Source organism: Spirillospora sp. NPDC049652 (assembly GCF_040675125.1).
In the GTDB taxonomy this organism is placed as follows: Bacteria; Actinomycetota; Actinomycetes; order Streptosporangiales; family Streptosporangiaceae; genus Spirillospora.
The window spans coordinates 1-14,173 of sequence record NZ_JBFAOF010000091.1; the positions used below are offsets into that span (position 1 = coordinate 1).

The following is a 14,173-nucleotide window of genomic DNA, read 5'->3' on the forward strand; positions in this document are numbered from 1 at the left end:
AACGGCGCTCCCGGCCGGGCAGCGAACTCCCCCCCGGGCTGGGCCGCGAAGGGCGAGGCCGAGGGGTGTTCCGGACCGCCGTACTGGGGCTCAGGGCCCCCGTACGGCTCGCCGTAGGGCATCTGCTGGGGACCCGTCGCGTGGCGCTGGGGGGCGGGCAGTGACCCGTCCGTCCGGCGCGGCTCGGGGACCGGCGACGCTCCTCGTTCGCCCAGCATCGCGATCAGCGCGCGGGCGGTCTCGTCGTCCAGCCGGACGAGCACGCTCGGCCGTCCGGCGGGGTCGACATAGGGGGAGATCGACGGTGACGCGATGCGGTCCGGAAGGTTCCGGGCCAGCTGTTCGCGCAGGTCGTGGGCGAGGCGAAGCGCCTGTCGGTCGCTGTCGCTGAGATGTGCGGTCATCGCGATCTCCGGGGAGTTCACGTGCGGGGGGCCATGGCAATCCTGCTAGGAATAGCGTGCAGGTGCAAGATCTGATGCACGTGCAGATTCACGGATCTTTTCGCGTCACTTCCGTCCCCGCCGCTCGTTTCCGCCCCTTCCGGCAGGCCGTCCGGCACCCGCTGCAGGGCCCCGCACCGGCTGCCACCAGCCCCTATGCGGCAAGGGATTCCGTGCTCCGAGGCCCGGCCTGCCGGGCGCCATCCCCGCGCGGTGCGAGGGCGCCTCTCGAAAGAAAGATCGAGCCGCACCGGGGTGAAGCCCGCAGCGGGGGCCGATCGGTGATCATCAGTGACCGCTTCCCTACGATGCGCTCATGACCGAGCGCCCCGTGATCATCGGCCGCCCCTGGCGGCGCCGGATGGAGGCCCGCGACCCCGCCGAACGGCACCGGGTGGCGTCCTCCCTCGAGCTGTTCTTCGACCTCTGCTTCGTCGTCGCCGTCGGCGCGGACGCGGCGCGCCTGGAGCACGCGCTCGCCGAGGGCCGTGTCCTCTGGGGCGTGGCCGGATTCCTGCTGATCTTCGCGGCGATCAACTGGGCCTGGCTGAACTACACCTGGTTCGCCTCCGCCTACGACACCGACGACACCTACTTCCGGTCGGCGACGATGATGGTCATGGCCGGGGCGCTGGTGCTGGCCGCGGGCGTCCCCCGCGCCTTCGACCACCGGGACCTGAAGATCATGGCGGTCGGCTACGCGATCATGCGGCTCGGCCTGGAGTCGCAGCGGCTCCGCGCCGCCGCCGGCGATCCAGAGCACCGGACGACCATGCTCCGCTTCGTCACCGGCGAAGGCGGCTGCGCCGTCTACTGGCTCGCCGTCGCGTTCGCCGCCCCGAGATCCTGGCAGCCCTGGCTCATCGCGGCCGGCATCGCCGCCGAGCTGCTCGTCCCGCCGTGGGCCGAATCCGCCGGCCGGACGACCTGGCACCCCCACCACATCACCGAGCGGTACGGGCTCCTCACGATCATCGTGCTCGGCGAGACGGTCCTCTCCTCCACCAACGCGGTGCGGGACGCCCTGTCCGGCGACGCGTCCCTCCGCCTCTACACGGTGGCGGCCGGCGGCCTGGTCACCGTCTTCGGCATGTGGTGGGTCTACTTCTCCATGTCCTCGGCCGGTCTGCTCACCGATCTACGCACATCCATCCTGTGGGGCTACGGGCATTACGTGATCTACGCGTCCGGGGCCGCCGTCGGCGCCGGGATCGCCGTGAACGCCGCGCTGGCCACCCACGAGGCCCACATCTCGTCCGCCACGGCTGGGCTCTCCCTGACCGTCCCGGTGTTCTGCTACCTCCTGGTCGTCTGGTGGCTGCTCGTGCGGCCACACGGAGAGGACGCCCCGTACGCGTGGGGGATGCCGGTGATCGGCCTGGCGGCGATCGCCACCTCCTGGTCCGGGCATGCCGTCGCGCTGACCGGCGTCCTCATGGCCCTGCAGATCGTGCTGAGCATCTGGGCCCACGGAACCAAGGGGTCCCGGCCGTCCGCCGCCCGGTCGAGGAACGGCGGGGCGGCCCCGCGTTAAGGTCGCTGCGATCAAGCGAAAGGCGGCCGTCCATGACCGAGACCCTTAACCTGCGTCAGCTGAACCGGGCGACGCTCGCCCGTCAGATGCTGCTGACCCGTGAGGCCGTCCCGGTCCCCGAAGCGGTCCAGCGGCTCGGCGGGCTCCAGGCGCAGGAGCCGAAGCCTCCGTTTTTCGGCCTGTGGTCGCGCTTGGAGGGGTTCCGCGCCAAGGATCTGCACACGGCCGTCCACGACCGGTCCGTGGTGCGGGCCACCTACCTGCGCGGGACGCTGCACCTGGTGTCGGCCGCCGACTACGCCGCCCTGCGGGCGACCCTCCAGCCCATGCTGGACGGCGCGCTGAAGGTCCTCGGCGACAAGGCGGCCGGGCTGGACCGTCCGGCGGTGCTCGCCGCGGCCCGGCGCCACCTCACCGAAGGTCCGCGCACCTTCAACGAGCTGCGCGCCCTTCTCCAGGAGGACTTCCCGGACGTCTACGACCGCGCGCTCGGCTACGCCGTCCGGATGTGGCTGCCGCTGACGATGGTGCCGACCGATGATCGCTGGGGCTTCCCGCGCACCGCGTCCTTCACCCCCGCCGACACCTGGCTCCACACCGCTCTCTCCGACGGCCCGGACGACGAGGCGCTCGCCCTGCGCTACCTGGCCGCCTTCGGCCCCGCGACGGCCGCCGACGCGCAGACATGGTCGGGGACGGCGGCGTGCGGGGCGGCGCTGGAACGGCTGCGTCCCCGGCTCCGGACGTTCCAGGACGAGCGGGGACGCGAGCTGTTCGACCTGCCCGACGCGCCCCGCCCGGACGAGGACACCCCCGTCCCGGCGCGCTTCCTCCCCGAGTTCGACAACCTCGTCCTCGCCCATGCCGATCGGCGGCGCGTCATCGCCGACGCACACCGTCCGCTTCTCACCACCAAGAACCTGCGCGTCCGGGCGGTCTTCCTCTGGGACGGCTTCGCCGCGGGCCTCTGGGAGCTGGAGCGCAAGCGCAAAGTGGCGACGCTGCGCCTCCGCCCTTTCGAGCCGCTCCCCCGCGAGGCCGTCACGGCGCTGACCGCCGAAGCCGAGTCCCTCCTGAACTTCGCCGAACCGGACGCCACCGAGCGCAAAATCGAAGTGGCGGACCCTGCCTGACCTGTTCCGGGCCTCGCCCGGCGGCTCCCCTCATCCCCTTGGGCGCCGAACCTTGTTCAGCGCCCTGAACTGGGACGACGCTGGTCAGCCTTAGTGGGGTGGGCCCCACCCGATCTCCGCCCTCCGGGCCAGGACGTCACCGCACGCGCGCGCCCGGCGTCCAATAGTGATCAAGCCGAGACCTGGACTGATTGAAAGATCCACGATTTCGTCGCAAGCTGTCTGGGGTCAACCCCGCGACACCGCTCCATGACTCCTGGCGAGTTCAGACATGCCCCTAACATCCTGGTCCGCGCCCCACGGCTCCACGGCCGTGGCCGACGCGGACTCCCACCCGGCCCTCTCCGCGCCGCCTGCCCCGGCCCGACCGACCCCGTACCGCCGACAGGACGCGACCATGTTCGAGATCTGGGAGACGGGCGAACCGCCCCGGCGCATCACCGAAGCCGGAAGTCTCGAGATCGCGCTGGAGAAGGTCGACACGATGTGCCGACTCCGCCACGACCAGGCGGTCGCGCACGTGGGCCAGCCCCGCGAGCACTACCGCTTCGAGATCCGCGACGCGGTGGGCCGTGCCCTCGCCCGCCTCACCTACGCCCCGGACACGACCCGCGAGTACCAGAGCGTCGTCGTCGAGGAACTCCGCGAAGACGGCCACTCCCCGACCTGACCGCCCTTCCTCGCAGCCACGCGGCCGCCCGCCCTCCCCCCGAGAGCGGGCGGCCGCTCGCTTTTGCACCTCCGCCCCAGCCACATACTCCAGCGAGCACAGGTCCCCAGGACCGGCTGCCGCCGGGCCATCAGGTCAACCACCAGCGCACCACCCGCCGCAACCGCCTGCTTTACCCGCAAGACCTGCCACAGCCACGTGTTTTCAGCCGCAGAGATGCCGAACGACCCGGCCTTCCACAACCCGATCACCGGGCAGGGCACCGACCTCAGCCCTTGGCCAGCGGGTCCCCGCGCCGCGGCTTCGTCCGGACGCGCATCACCTGCCGCCACCACACGCTTCTTGCACGGCCGCCGCAGCCGCTATTCAATCCCGGGTCTGATTGAAACGTTCTGACGTACGTCCGTGGCAGGATGCGAAGGAATTGATCAGGGAGGAGCGGGCTGTGCCGGATTCACGGCGATGGCGGCAGGCGACGCATTCGCGGGCGCGCGACTCGAGCCGTCACGACAGGTCCGGTAGGCAGACCGCAGCGGGCCGGGACGCCGCCGAAAAGCTGATCGGTCTTGCGCTGGAAGCCTTCGCACGGGACGACAGGGCAGCTTGGACGCACTGTGTTGAAACGCTTGCCGCCCTTCTCGTCGACCCGAGAACCGTGGATCTGGCGCTCGTCCGGCGCCTTCGGCTTTCGGTGCGCACCGCCTGGGAGCGCGGCTGGCTACCCGCAGATCTCGCCCGTCACGTTTCGCGTGAGCTGGGCGGGCGGCACCGCTCCCTCCTCGTGGACGCGGTAGCCGACGAGATGCGTTCCTACAGCGCACCCACCGTGGATCCCCGGTGGCGCGGCCATCTGGAAAGCCTCGGCGCCGACGTGTGGTGGGAATCCGACGAGGACCGCCTGCGGGTCTGGCGTGAGCAGGAGACCGTCTCCACTTCCACATCAGTGGCGGCGGTTTTGGAGTTGGTGTGCTTTCTCTCCGCCCTGCCGCGCCTCGCAATGATCGGCCCACTTCCGGGGACGGCGGGGGCGGGCGAAGCATCCGTCAAGCGCGCCCACTACGAGGCACCGGACCAGCGGATGCTTGGCAAAGTCCGCGCCTTGCTGGCCAAGGCCGAATCGACGGAGTTCCCCGAAGAGGCCGAAGCGCTCAGCGCCCGCGCCCAGGAACTCATGACGAAGCACAGCATTGATCATGCTCTGCTCTCGGTGTCCGAGGACGGGCCGGTCGGCCCGGGCGGGGTCCGAATTCCGGTGGACGCCCCCTATGAGTCGCCCAAGGCCGTCCTCCTGACCGTGGTCGCGGAGGCGAACCGCTGCCGCGCCGTCTGGCATCGGGAACTGGGATTGTCCACGGTCCTCGGCTTCCCGGCAGACCTCGCGGCCACCGAGATGCTCTTCACGTCTCTCTTGGTCCAGGCCACCTCGGCAATGGTGCGGGCGGGGTCTCAGCAGGACCCCCTCGGCCGATCGCGGACGCGTTCGTTCCGGCACGCGTTCCTCAACGCCTACGCGGCTCGGATCGGCGAGCGCCTCCACACCGCGAGCGACCGCGCCACGCAGGAGGCAGCAGCACGGCACGACCTTCTCCCTGTCCTGACCGCTCGGGATCAGGCCGTGGACCAAGCGGTGAACGACCTCTTTCCCGCACTCACCCGAGGCCGCGCCCGCCGCGTCTCCAACTACGAAGGCTGGGTCGCCGGCCGCGCCGCCGCCGACCTGGCCGCCCTCCACTCCAACGACCAGATCTCCACGCCCTGACGCGCTACCGCCGGATCAACACGACCCGCATACCGCTGAAGAGTTCAGCGCCCCGTCAAACTCGCCGCGCTGTTTCCCCCGCGCCACTTCCCGCACACGCGCTGACGCCGCTTGCATGGCACGCAGCCTCGGCGACTTCTCAAAGGCCGCAGTCCTGCGGCCTGTACTCAGTCCCCCTGACACCGCCTCCCGAGAGACGGCTTGTGCATTTATGATCACCGACGCTGACTTCCGCAGGCCAACGGGCCCCCACCCCGCCCTCACGGCGAAGCAGATGCCCTGCACCGTCACCCACCTATCAGTCCCGCACACCGCCCCGCCCTGCGCTCGGCGACGGCTCCTGCGCAGCTTCTGCGAAGCCCCTGAGAAGTGCCGACTTCGACTCCGCACGCCTGACTCCATCGGCAGGACGCGGAAGAACGACGACGTGCCCTCTCGGGGAGGACGATGGCAGCCGGATCAGCTGCTGCTCTTCTTGCGCCGCGTGTTGCCCCCGCGTCCCCGCAGTGGGACCCCCGCCTCCTTCAGCACGTTGTAGATGAAGCCGTACGAGCGTCCGGTCTCGGCCGCCAGATCACGGATGCTCTCTCCGGCGGCGTACCGGGGCGCCAGCTCGGCGGCCAGCTTGGTGCGATCGGCACCGGTCACGCGGGTGCCCCTCGACAGAGTGCGGGTCACGAGTACCTCCTGGATGACTACCGCGCTGCACGACGGGGACGTCCCCGCAGTTCACAGCACTGATGATCTACCCCAACGTACACATTCCCCGCAAACTGGCCGCCACTCCGCGTGATTCGCCATCTTCTCGGCCACACGTGGTCGATTCCTTGGCTCATGGCTTGTCGAGGACGGACAAACCCCTACGGAGCAGCATCCCCGGCCCACCTCGCAGTTATCCGCAGCCGGACATTTCGATGTCCCCGCGCTACCCGTCCCGCACGCCGGAGGGCCCCGGGCCCTTCACCTCCCCTCCGAGGAAGCCGGCACCGGCAAAGCCTCCGCCAAGCAGTCCCCCGCCGAGATGGCCCAGCCGAGCCTGACCAGCCGAGCCGAGCCCGCCGAGCCGCGCCCGACCAGCCCTGCGGTGCCTGACCAGCCGAGCCGAGCCTGATCAGCCGTGCGGTGCCTGACCAGCCTTGCGGATGACCGCGGAGAGATGTCGGACGGCGCCGCAGTTGGCCCGCATGACTCCCTCGACCTCAGGGGTCATTCGTCCTCACGATCCGCTCGTCCTCACGGCTGGCTCGTCCCTCCGCGCCTACTTGTCCCCACGGCCCACTCGCTCTCACGGTTCGTGTGCGGCGATCACGGCTCGGGCGGAGATGAGGGCCTGTATGGCACGGCGCAGGGCCGGGGTGGGCGGAGGCTCGGGGGTCTCGTGTTCAAGAAAAGCGGTGCAGGCGTCGAGCCAGTCGCGGAGGTTCTCCTTGCAGCGCTCCTCTTCGTGTTCGGCCTTGAGGAGGGCGGCGTGCCGCCGCTCCTTCGCGACCCGCTTCTTCAGGTCCTCATCGTCCGCCAGCGCTTGGACGTCGGCGAGGGCGAAGCGGCCGAGGCGGTCGACAGCGAGGCTGCGCTCCGCGGCGACGCGTTCGAAGGCGCTTCGCGGCCAGTGGAGGAGCCGGGCGGCGCCCCTCGGGTCGACGGACTCCGCGAGCGGCCCCTTGCGCGCACGGACGACCTTGATGACGGTGGCGGGCGCGAGCGCGTCGAGATCACGCAGCAGGTAGAGCGGATGGTCCCGATACCTGCCGATCACCTCCAAGGCGTCCTGCGTGGCCAGAACCTCGACGTCGGCGCGCTCGACGTCCATCCTCACGCGGGCGGCGAGCCGCACGGCCGCCCGCTCGGCCCCTATGGGCGCTTCCTCGCCGAACGCGGCCCGGACCGCCTCCGCGCGTTCGGCACACCGGTCGGCGACTTCGGCGCTCCAGCGCCCCTCGGGCAGGTCGGGTTCCGGCAGCATGCCGTGCTCCCGGGCCAGCCGAAGCTGCCAGGCGGTGAGCCTGAGCCGGCTGGCGAGCAGACGGTCGGAGATGGCTGCCGGGCTGGTGGACGTGGAGGTCATCATGACTCCTCGGGTCTGGTGTGGACGGGTGACGCCCTTCCAGAGTCCAGCGATGACCAGCCGGCAGCTAACCGAATTCGATTCTGTGGAAAACCCGCATCCCAGGCCACCGCAGAGGAGGAGCCTAGCCCGCGGCAACCTCGCGGAAGCTTCGGCCTACGAAAGGCCCTCCGCCAACGTCGCCCAGAAGTCGGCTTCGTAGGCGTGCAGGAAGTCGGCCGCACGAACGGCGCTCCGGGGGTCCTCCCCCGCCTCCAGGCCGGCCGCGACGACGGCCGTCGCCTGCTCGACGAAGTCCGGCGGCGTCGCGGCGAAGTAGTCGAAGAAACCCACCGCTTCCTCGGACAGCCCATAACGCGACCGCAGGGCCGAGGCCGTCCTGGCGCAGTAGCTCCCCCACTCCTCCAGGTTCGCGAGCATGGCGAGGGCGACTTCGCTACGCGTCCCGAAAGCGGCCCGTTGCGCCAGATAGGCGGGATAGGACTGGGCACGCGGCCGAGGCTCATAGGAAATGAGATCCTCGTCACTCATACCGACCGCGAACGAGTAATGCGGAAGCAAAGCCAAAGCCTGGTTCTCACTCTGCGCGAGGGACAGGAAGAACTGCCCGGCCGGCGCCTCCGGGAACCGGGACGCCAGGAGGGTGAAGCTCCGCCTGTCGCTGTCGACGATCAGGAGCTCCTCCCCTGCCAGCCAGGCCAGACGCTCCGGCGGCACCGCCCCCTGCTCGAGGAGGTCAAGGAACCGATTCGCGCCATTCAGACCCGCAATACGGCCCCGGGTCCGTGCCGCGAGTTCGGTCGCTTCAATGAGAGCCATATCACTCAGCGCAACACCATCTCGGCCGTCAGTCAACACCCTGGGTCCGGAATCGACCATCATGATCACGTGACTACCATGAAGGGCGGAACGTCTACGCAGGTGTAGGCGGCAGTTGGGAGCGAGCGAGTATGCCGGATTTCGAGCTCAACCACGCGGGCGGGCGTCTGCCCCTCGATGTGACCGAGGCGACCGAGGGCCCGTCAGGGCTGAAGATCGGACCCCTGCTGAAGGAGACCGGTCACGTCACCCTGGACGCCGGGTTCACCAACACCGCCTCCACGACCTCCGCGATCACCTACATCGACGGCGACGCCGGGATCCTGCGCTACCGCGGGTATCCGATCGAGGAGCTCGCGGAGAAGTCCTCCTTCCTGGAGGTCGCGTACCTGCTGATCTACGGTGAGCTGCCGACGGCCGACAAGCTCGAGGCCTTCACCGAGCGGATCAAGCGCCACACGCTGCTGGACGAGAAGTTCCGCGCGTTCTTCTCGGCGTTCCCGCGCCGCGCGCACCCGATGGCCGTGCTGTCGTCGGCCGTGAGCGCGCTGTCGACCTTCTACCAGGACAGCCTCGACCCGTTCGACGACGAGCAGGTCGACCTCTCCAGCATCCGCCTCATCGCGAAACTGCCGACCATCGCGGCGTACGCGTACAAGACGTCCATCGGCCAGCCGCTGCTCTACCCGGACAACTCCCTGGGCTACGTGCAGAACTTCCTCCGCATGACCTTCGGGCTGCCCACCGAGAACTACGAGGTCGACCCCGAGATCGTGCGGGTGCTGGACATGCTGTTCGTCCTGCACGCCGACCACGAGCAGAACTGCTCCACCTCGACGGTCCGGCTGGTCGGCTCCAGCCAGGCCAACCTGTTCTCGTCGGTGTCGGCAGGCGTGGACGCGCTGTTCGGCCCGCTGCACGGCGGCGCCAACCAGGCCGTGCTGGAGATGCTGGAGAACATCCACCAGAACGGCGACGACGTCGAGAGCTTCGTCCGGCGCGTCAAGAACAAGGAGCCCGGCGTCAAGCTCATGGGCTTCGGTCACCGCGTCTACCGCAACTACGACCCGCGCGCGGCCGTGGTGAAGAAGGCGACCACGAAGGTCCTGGACGCGCTGGGCGTCTCCGACCCGTTGCTCGACCTCGCCATGCGCCTGGAAGAGGTCGCCCTCCACGACGACTACTTCGTGGAGCGCAAGCTCTACCCGAACGTGGACTTCTACACGGGTGTCATCTACAAGGCGCTCGGGTTCCCGACCAACGCCTTCACCGTGCTGTTCGCCCTCGGCCGCCTTCCGGGCTGGATCGCCCAGTGGCGCGAGATGATGAACGACCCGGCGACGAAGATCGGCCGTCCGCGTCAGGTGTACGTGGGCGAGGGCGAGCGCCACTACGTGGACATCGCCGCCCGCTGACCCGCGCGCGCATGAGGTCGACTCGCGCGCACGGAACTCGGCTCACAGGGTCGGACGCCAGATTCATTTCTGGGGTCCGACCCTGAGTCGTGTCTGGGGGGACGCACGCTGATGGGCTGGCAGGTGTTCACGCCAGCCTTAGGCGATTGCCATCAGTGCGAGCGGAGCGCACCATGCCAGGGTGCGCTCATCGATCAACATCCCCAACTTCGGAGACTTCGCCGATCCCCGGACGGTCGCGAAGGTAGCGGTCGCGGCAGAGGAGGCGGGATGGGACGCCCTGTTCGTCTGGGACCATCTGACGCACGACCGCCGACCGCGCCCCTTCGGTGACCCGTGGATGCTCTTGACCGCAGCCGCGCTGGCCACACGTCGGATCAGGCTCGGCACGATGGTCACGCCGGTGGCACGACGGCGTCCGCAGCAACTCGCCCGCCAGGTGGCCACGCTGGACGTCCTCAGCGGCGGCCGGGTCACCCTCGGCGTCGGACTGGGCGACCGGGACGACTTCTCCGCCTTCGGGGAACCCACTGACCGGCGGGTCCTGGCTGAACGTCTGGACGAGGGCTTGGAACTGATACAGCGGTTCTGGACCGGCGAGCCAGTCACCTTCGCAGGACGGCACTACCAGGCCGACGGCATCGCCCTTCTCCCAGCGACCGTGCAGCAACCGCGCCCTCCGATCTGGGTCGCGGGGTTCTGGCCTCGCCGGCCTCCGATGCGCCGGGCGGCCCGGTTCGACGGAGCGGTCCCGCTGTTCGTCTCTGCCTCGCATGGTCACGCTCCCCCTGTTCATGAGGTACGTGACCTGGTCGCCTACGTGCGCGAGCAGCGGGAGGCGTTGCCAGAGGGCCGAGACGCACGACCCTTCGAGATCGTCGTCGGTGGTGTGAGCCCGACTGATCCCGCCCGGGCGGCGGATCTTCTTGGGCCGCTGGCCGAGGCGGGCGCCACCTGGTGGGACGAGCGGCAGCCCATGGATGGTGACGACCTCGACCGCCTCGCTCCGGTTCTCGCCCGCGTCGAGCAGGGACCGCCGCCCTCCAGGTGAACCGCCGCGCCAGCGAATGGCATAGCTAGGCCTCCCATCGCGCCGCCACCGAGGGGGAGGCCACCGCGCTGATCCGGGTGTTGCGATCACGAGACATCGTCATCTCGCGGACGACGTGCCCGTGACCGCATCCTCGGGTTCCCAGACAGCACCCCTCGAACGCTGGCTGGACAGGGCCGCAGCCGTCGCGTCGACCGACGAATTGTCCGCCTGAGCAGCCCTGCACCGGGCTGTCACGCACACGCGGGACGGTCCACTCGACTGCTGGCGTGTGTCTCCCCCCAGCGCAGCAAGCGCGGGAACACTCGACTTCGTGAAGCCTGCGCTGCTGGACACGCGGCCCGCATCCAGCGCGGAGGACGCGATGAGGTCGGAACGCCGTCGCGAAGGCCTGCATATGTGGCGCGGCCTGATGTCTTACCCGTTGCTACCAGCTCCGCCGGCATGCGGCGAGTTATCCCCAGAATGGGGTTCGGTTAGTTTCGGAGGGCGGCGCGCTCCAGCCTGGTTCATGTACCTGAACCACGGCACGAGGAGGCCTCTGATGACCGAGACGTTTCGTCTCACCGTTCCCGACCGGACGTCCTGGACCTTCGTGGTCGCCGCCGAGCGGTGTCCCGACGACCTGCGCGAGGCGATCTTCGAACACGTTTCCGCTCCCTTCGCACCCCCTGCGATGCGGCGCCTGGGCGGTCCGGAGCTGTCCGTCTCGCATCACCCGGCGTCCAGTTCGCCCTGGGATCTGACCGAGATCACCTCGCTGGACGACGAGGACGAGCGGGACGGCGACCTCGCCTACCTGCGCTCCGCGGAGCGGCACATCGGCGTCACCGCCGTCCTGCCCGCGCGGGACCGGCCGTTCGGCGCTCGTGTCGCGCGCGCCGTCGCGCATGCCGTCCGCGAAGCCACCGACGGCATCCTCGCCGATGCTGACCTGGGCGTCGTCCTGCCGACGCTCAGGCCCGACGACGGCGGGCGCTTCGTCCTCGCCGACAACTGGATCACCACCTCGGCCACCGGGCGGACCGCTGTGCCTTGCGCCGCGGCCGATGACGGGGTCGACGCCTGCGCCTGTCTCGAACTGTCGACGCGCGGCATGCAGCGCCTCGGCCTGCCCGAACTCCGGATCTCCGGGGTGTCGTGTGCCCACGAACTGTCAGCCACCAACGTCCTGCGCAGCTTGAGCCGAGGGTTACTGCCGCTCGGCATCAGCCACGGAACGCGTGTCCTGCCGAGCGAGGCGCTGGTGACCGGCGGCGACTTCGCGGAGTACTGGGGAACGGACGAGGCGATGTGGAGCGAGGGGCCCATCGCTGTTCGGCTGACTCCCATCAGCAACCACCTGCTGGAGGTCGGAACACCTGAAAGCTATCCCGGAAGCGTGAACGAGTGGCTCTGGGACGAACTCCCGCCGATAATCCACGAACTCGTCGGCTGCGATCCTGACCCCACACCCGGCTTCCATCCGGCTTGAGCCACCTCGCATCCGCGAGTTCTCGCACGATCACGCGATCGCGTCCTGCGGGCGTTGGGGTAGGTCCTGGAGCACCCGATCACGTGCTGGAGGTGTTGGTATGTAAAGCCTGGCCCGGGGTTACGACGCGGCTGTGAGTGCGGAGCTGAGAGGGGCCTGACGCCGGACCGCCGGAGCAACACCGGTGGAGGGAGGCCGGTGGAGGGAGGCCGGTGGAGGGAGGCCGGTGGAGGGAGGCCGGTGGAGGGAGGCCGGTGGAGGGAGGAGAACTGCACTGAGCACCCCAATGCCGCGACCTATCCGCAGGTCACCGCCCCGGCCTGGCCATGCATGACTCCACCGGTCGCTCGCGCCATCGACCTGGGTAACCTCTCGGCGCTGGTGGCAGCGACATTGGGTTGACCTGTGTCGTCGTCACCTGCGCGGCCCACCGTGTTAGAGCGGCGCACTGCGTTAGAGCCGACTGACGCGCCGCGCGAAGCTCGATAGTTGTGTAGGCGCTGAGCTGCGGGCGAATCAAGGGGTTGCGCCCAGGCGATGGGCGGTCGAGGCGGCGAGTGGATAGGGACGTTCCTTCGGCAGAAGGCGTCTCGCCTGGGAGAGGTCGCCAGCCTGGAGGTGGCTATGAATCTTGCGGGCAAGCGGTGTTCGATCCTCGATTGAAAGAGTCCAGTCGTCGACGTACTGGTCGATGATGTGGCGGCTCAGACCGATCTGGATGGCGCGCGGCTCGAGCTTTTCACCCCGCAGGGAGCGCTCGGGATCCCACTGGACGTGAACCTGGGCCTGACGGAAGGCGGCTCGCCATTCATCGGTGGAACGGAAGACGCGGCGGTCGGGGTCGGTCGGGACGGCCAGGGAGAGTGCCTCATCCCAGCCCGACCGGGAGATGCGCACGGCCAGGATCATTTCCTGGCCGGACTTACGGCCCCAGCCGCTACGTGCCATCAGCCAGAGGAAGGAGGGCTTGATCCACGTCATACGCGTTCGAGAGAACGGTGGGACGAAGTGGCCGCGTTCCAAGGCCGGCATCGCGATAGCCGGAGAGAACGCCTGGTACACGGTGATCGTTTCACGATCGTACTCGGCACGTACTCCGCGCGGATGCATGCCGCCACCTCCTCTGATGCCAAGCAGACTGCCTGCCGGCTCGGCACCGGAGCAACTGCTTTGTCTGCGTGGTGGCTGCACTTCCGCCTGCCTAGGAGGAAGCACGTTTCTGAGCATGCGCTTATGCCTACGCGATTCGCTTCGAAGGGGCACACGCCGCCATCTGTACTGGGAGTCCAACTCAAAGAGTTGTCACCTGTCGCCTTCGCCACCGAACTTGGGATCGCGACACTGTCATCACCGATCTACGGGTCACGTCGCCGTGGTCTACCTGACCCGCGAGCCCTCGTCACCGTGGTCACCGAACGGCGGACTTACGTCATGGTCGTCACCAAGCCACGGGCTCACGTCACCGTGCCATCGAACGGCGGGCTCACATCACCGTCGTCACCAAGCCGGCGACATGTCGTCACGGCGGTCACCAAGCCGCCGAGTCACCCACCTACCCGCCGGGTCACGTCACCGTCGTCACCGAACCGTGGATTTCACGTCGCTCTCGTCACCGAACTTCGGTTTCACCTCGCCATCGCCACCAATAGGGCCATCTCCGCGTGCCCCCCGCACGTACCTGTTGCGATCAGCATCGTCACGTCCGCCGCCAGGCCCTCCGCGCCCAGCGCCGCCGCCGGGAGCGACGTCGCCATCGAGAAGAACACGACCGTCCCGCCCGCGGCGGTCCCCAGCACCGCGCCGTGAGATC

At 69.1% G+C, this 14,173-nt stretch carries 11 protein-coding genes and 2 pseudogenes; 7 read left to right on the forward strand and 6 right to left on the reverse strand.

Annotation, left to right across the window (positions count from 1 at the left end):
• A pseudogene (locus tag AB0J52_RS09305) lies at positions 1-404 on the reverse strand (hypothetical protein); the annotation flags it as partial.
• Positions 405-759: 355 nt separating this feature from the next.
• Here AB0J52_RS09305 and AB0J52_RS09310 point away from each other — a divergent pair.
• The 4 genes from AB0J52_RS09310 to AB0J52_RS09325 all read left to right on the forward strand — a co-directional run bounded on the left by AB0J52_RS09310 (position 760) and on the right by AB0J52_RS09325 (position 5,539).
• Positions 760-1,977, forward strand: a complete 1,218-nt coding sequence (locus AB0J52_RS09310) for a low temperature requirement protein A (protein ID WP_500181080.1) — start codon at positions 760-762, stop codon at positions 1,975-1,977.
• 32 nt (positions 1,978-2,009) lie between these two features.
• Positions 2,010-3,110: a winged helix DNA-binding domain-containing protein gene (locus AB0J52_RS09315; protein ID WP_500181081.1), complete on the forward strand. Its 1,101-nt coding sequence runs from the start codon at positions 2,010-2,012 to the stop codon at positions 3,108-3,110.
• 397 nt (positions 3,111-3,507) lie between these two features.
• Positions 3,508-3,780, forward strand: coding sequence for a hypothetical protein (locus tag AB0J52_RS09320; protein WP_500181082.1), 273 nt, complete (start codon positions 3,508-3,510; stop codon positions 3,778-3,780).
• 445 nt (positions 3,781-4,225) lie between these two features.
• Positions 4,226-5,539 carry a DUF2786 domain-containing protein gene (locus tag AB0J52_RS09325; RefSeq protein ID WP_500181083.1) on the forward strand — a complete coding sequence of 438 codons (1,314 nt, stop codon included), beginning with the start codon at positions 4,226-4,228 and terminating at the stop codon, positions 5,537-5,539.
• Between the two features lie 459 nt (positions 5,540-5,998).
• On the opposite strand, the gene AB0J52_RS09330 is transcribed toward AB0J52_RS09325, so the two are convergent.
• From AB0J52_RS09330 to AB0J52_RS09340, 3 genes are all read right to left on the reverse strand, one after another.
• Positions 5,999-6,217 (reverse strand): helix-turn-helix domain-containing protein, encoded by a 219-nt coding sequence (locus AB0J52_RS09330; RefSeq protein ID WP_500181084.1) that lies wholly within the window; start codon positions 6,215-6,217, stop codon positions 5,999-6,001.
• 607 nt (positions 6,218-6,824) lie between these two features.
• Complete coding sequence (locus AB0J52_RS09335) at positions 6,825-7,604, reverse strand: hypothetical protein (protein ID WP_500181085.1); 780 nt, start codon at positions 7,602-7,604, stop codon at positions 6,825-6,827.
• A gap of 156 nt (positions 7,605-7,760) precedes the next feature.
• Complete coding sequence (locus tag AB0J52_RS09340; protein ID WP_500181090.1) at positions 7,761-8,486, reverse strand: thiaminase II/PqqC family protein; 726 nt, start codon at positions 8,484-8,486, stop codon at positions 7,761-7,763.
• 68 nt (positions 8,487-8,554) lie between these two features.
• Between AB0J52_RS09340 and AB0J52_RS09345 the strand changes: the two genes are divergently transcribed.
• The 3 genes from AB0J52_RS09345 (at position 8,555) to AB0J52_RS09355 (ending at position 12,363) form a co-directional block, all read left to right on the forward strand.
• The gene (locus AB0J52_RS09345; protein ID WP_500181086.1) at positions 8,555-9,838 is read left to right on the forward strand and encodes a citrate synthase; all 1,284 of its coding nucleotides are present in this window, start codon (positions 8,555-8,557) and stop codon (positions 9,836-9,838) included.
• Positions 9,839-10,019: 181 nt separating this feature from the next.
• Complete coding sequence (locus tag AB0J52_RS09350) at positions 10,020-10,889, forward strand: LLM class flavin-dependent oxidoreductase (RefSeq protein WP_500181087.1); 870 nt, start codon at positions 10,020-10,022, stop codon at positions 10,887-10,889.
• 544 nt (positions 10,890-11,433) lie between these two features.
• Entirely contained in the window at positions 11,434-12,363 is a 930-nt protein-coding gene (locus AB0J52_RS09355) for a hypothetical protein (protein ID WP_500181088.1), read from the forward strand.
• 516 nt (positions 12,364-12,879) lie between these two features.
• Here the strand turns inward: AB0J52_RS09355 and AB0J52_RS09360 are convergent.
• Entirely contained in the window at positions 12,880-13,473 is a 594-nt protein-coding gene (locus tag AB0J52_RS09360) for a DUF4291 domain-containing protein (RefSeq protein WP_500181089.1), read from the reverse strand.
• A 515-nt stretch (positions 13,474-13,988) separates the two neighbouring features.
• Positions 13,989-14,173: pseudogene (locus AB0J52_RS09365) on the reverse strand (hypothetical protein); the annotation flags it as partial.

What these genes read in the sequence shown, in the direction of transcription:
- AB0J52_RS09310 (WP_500181080.1), top strand. Translation starts at nt 760, where the DNA reads ATGACCGAGCGCCCCGTGATCATCGGCCGCCCCTGGCGGCGCCGGATG.
- AB0J52_RS09315 (WP_500181081.1), top strand. Translation starts at nt 2,010, where the DNA reads ATGACCGAGACCCTTAACCTGCGTCAGCTGAACCGGGCGACGCTCGCC.
- AB0J52_RS09320 (WP_500181082.1), top strand. Translation starts at nt 3,508, where the DNA reads ATGTTCGAGATCTGGGAGACGGGCGAACCGCCCCGGCGCATCACCGAA.
- AB0J52_RS09335 (WP_500181085.1), bottom strand. Translation starts at nt 7,604, where the DNA reads ATGACCTCCACGTCCACCAGCCCGGCAGCCATCTCCGACCGTCTGCTC.
- AB0J52_RS09340 (WP_500181090.1), bottom strand. Translation starts at nt 8,486, where the DNA reads ATGATGGTCGATTCCGGACCCAGGGTGTTGACTGACGGCCGAGATGGT.
- AB0J52_RS09345 (WP_500181086.1), top strand. Translation starts at nt 8,555, where the DNA reads ATGCCGGATTTCGAGCTCAACCACGCGGGCGGGCGTCTGCCCCTCGAT.
- AB0J52_RS09355 (WP_500181088.1), top strand. Translation starts at nt 11,434, where the DNA reads ATGACCGAGACGTTTCGTCTCACCGTTCCCGACCGGACGTCCTGGACC.
- AB0J52_RS09360 (WP_500181089.1), bottom strand. Translation starts at nt 13,473, where the DNA reads ATGCATCCGCGCGGAGTACGTGCCGAGTACGATCGTGAAACGATCACC.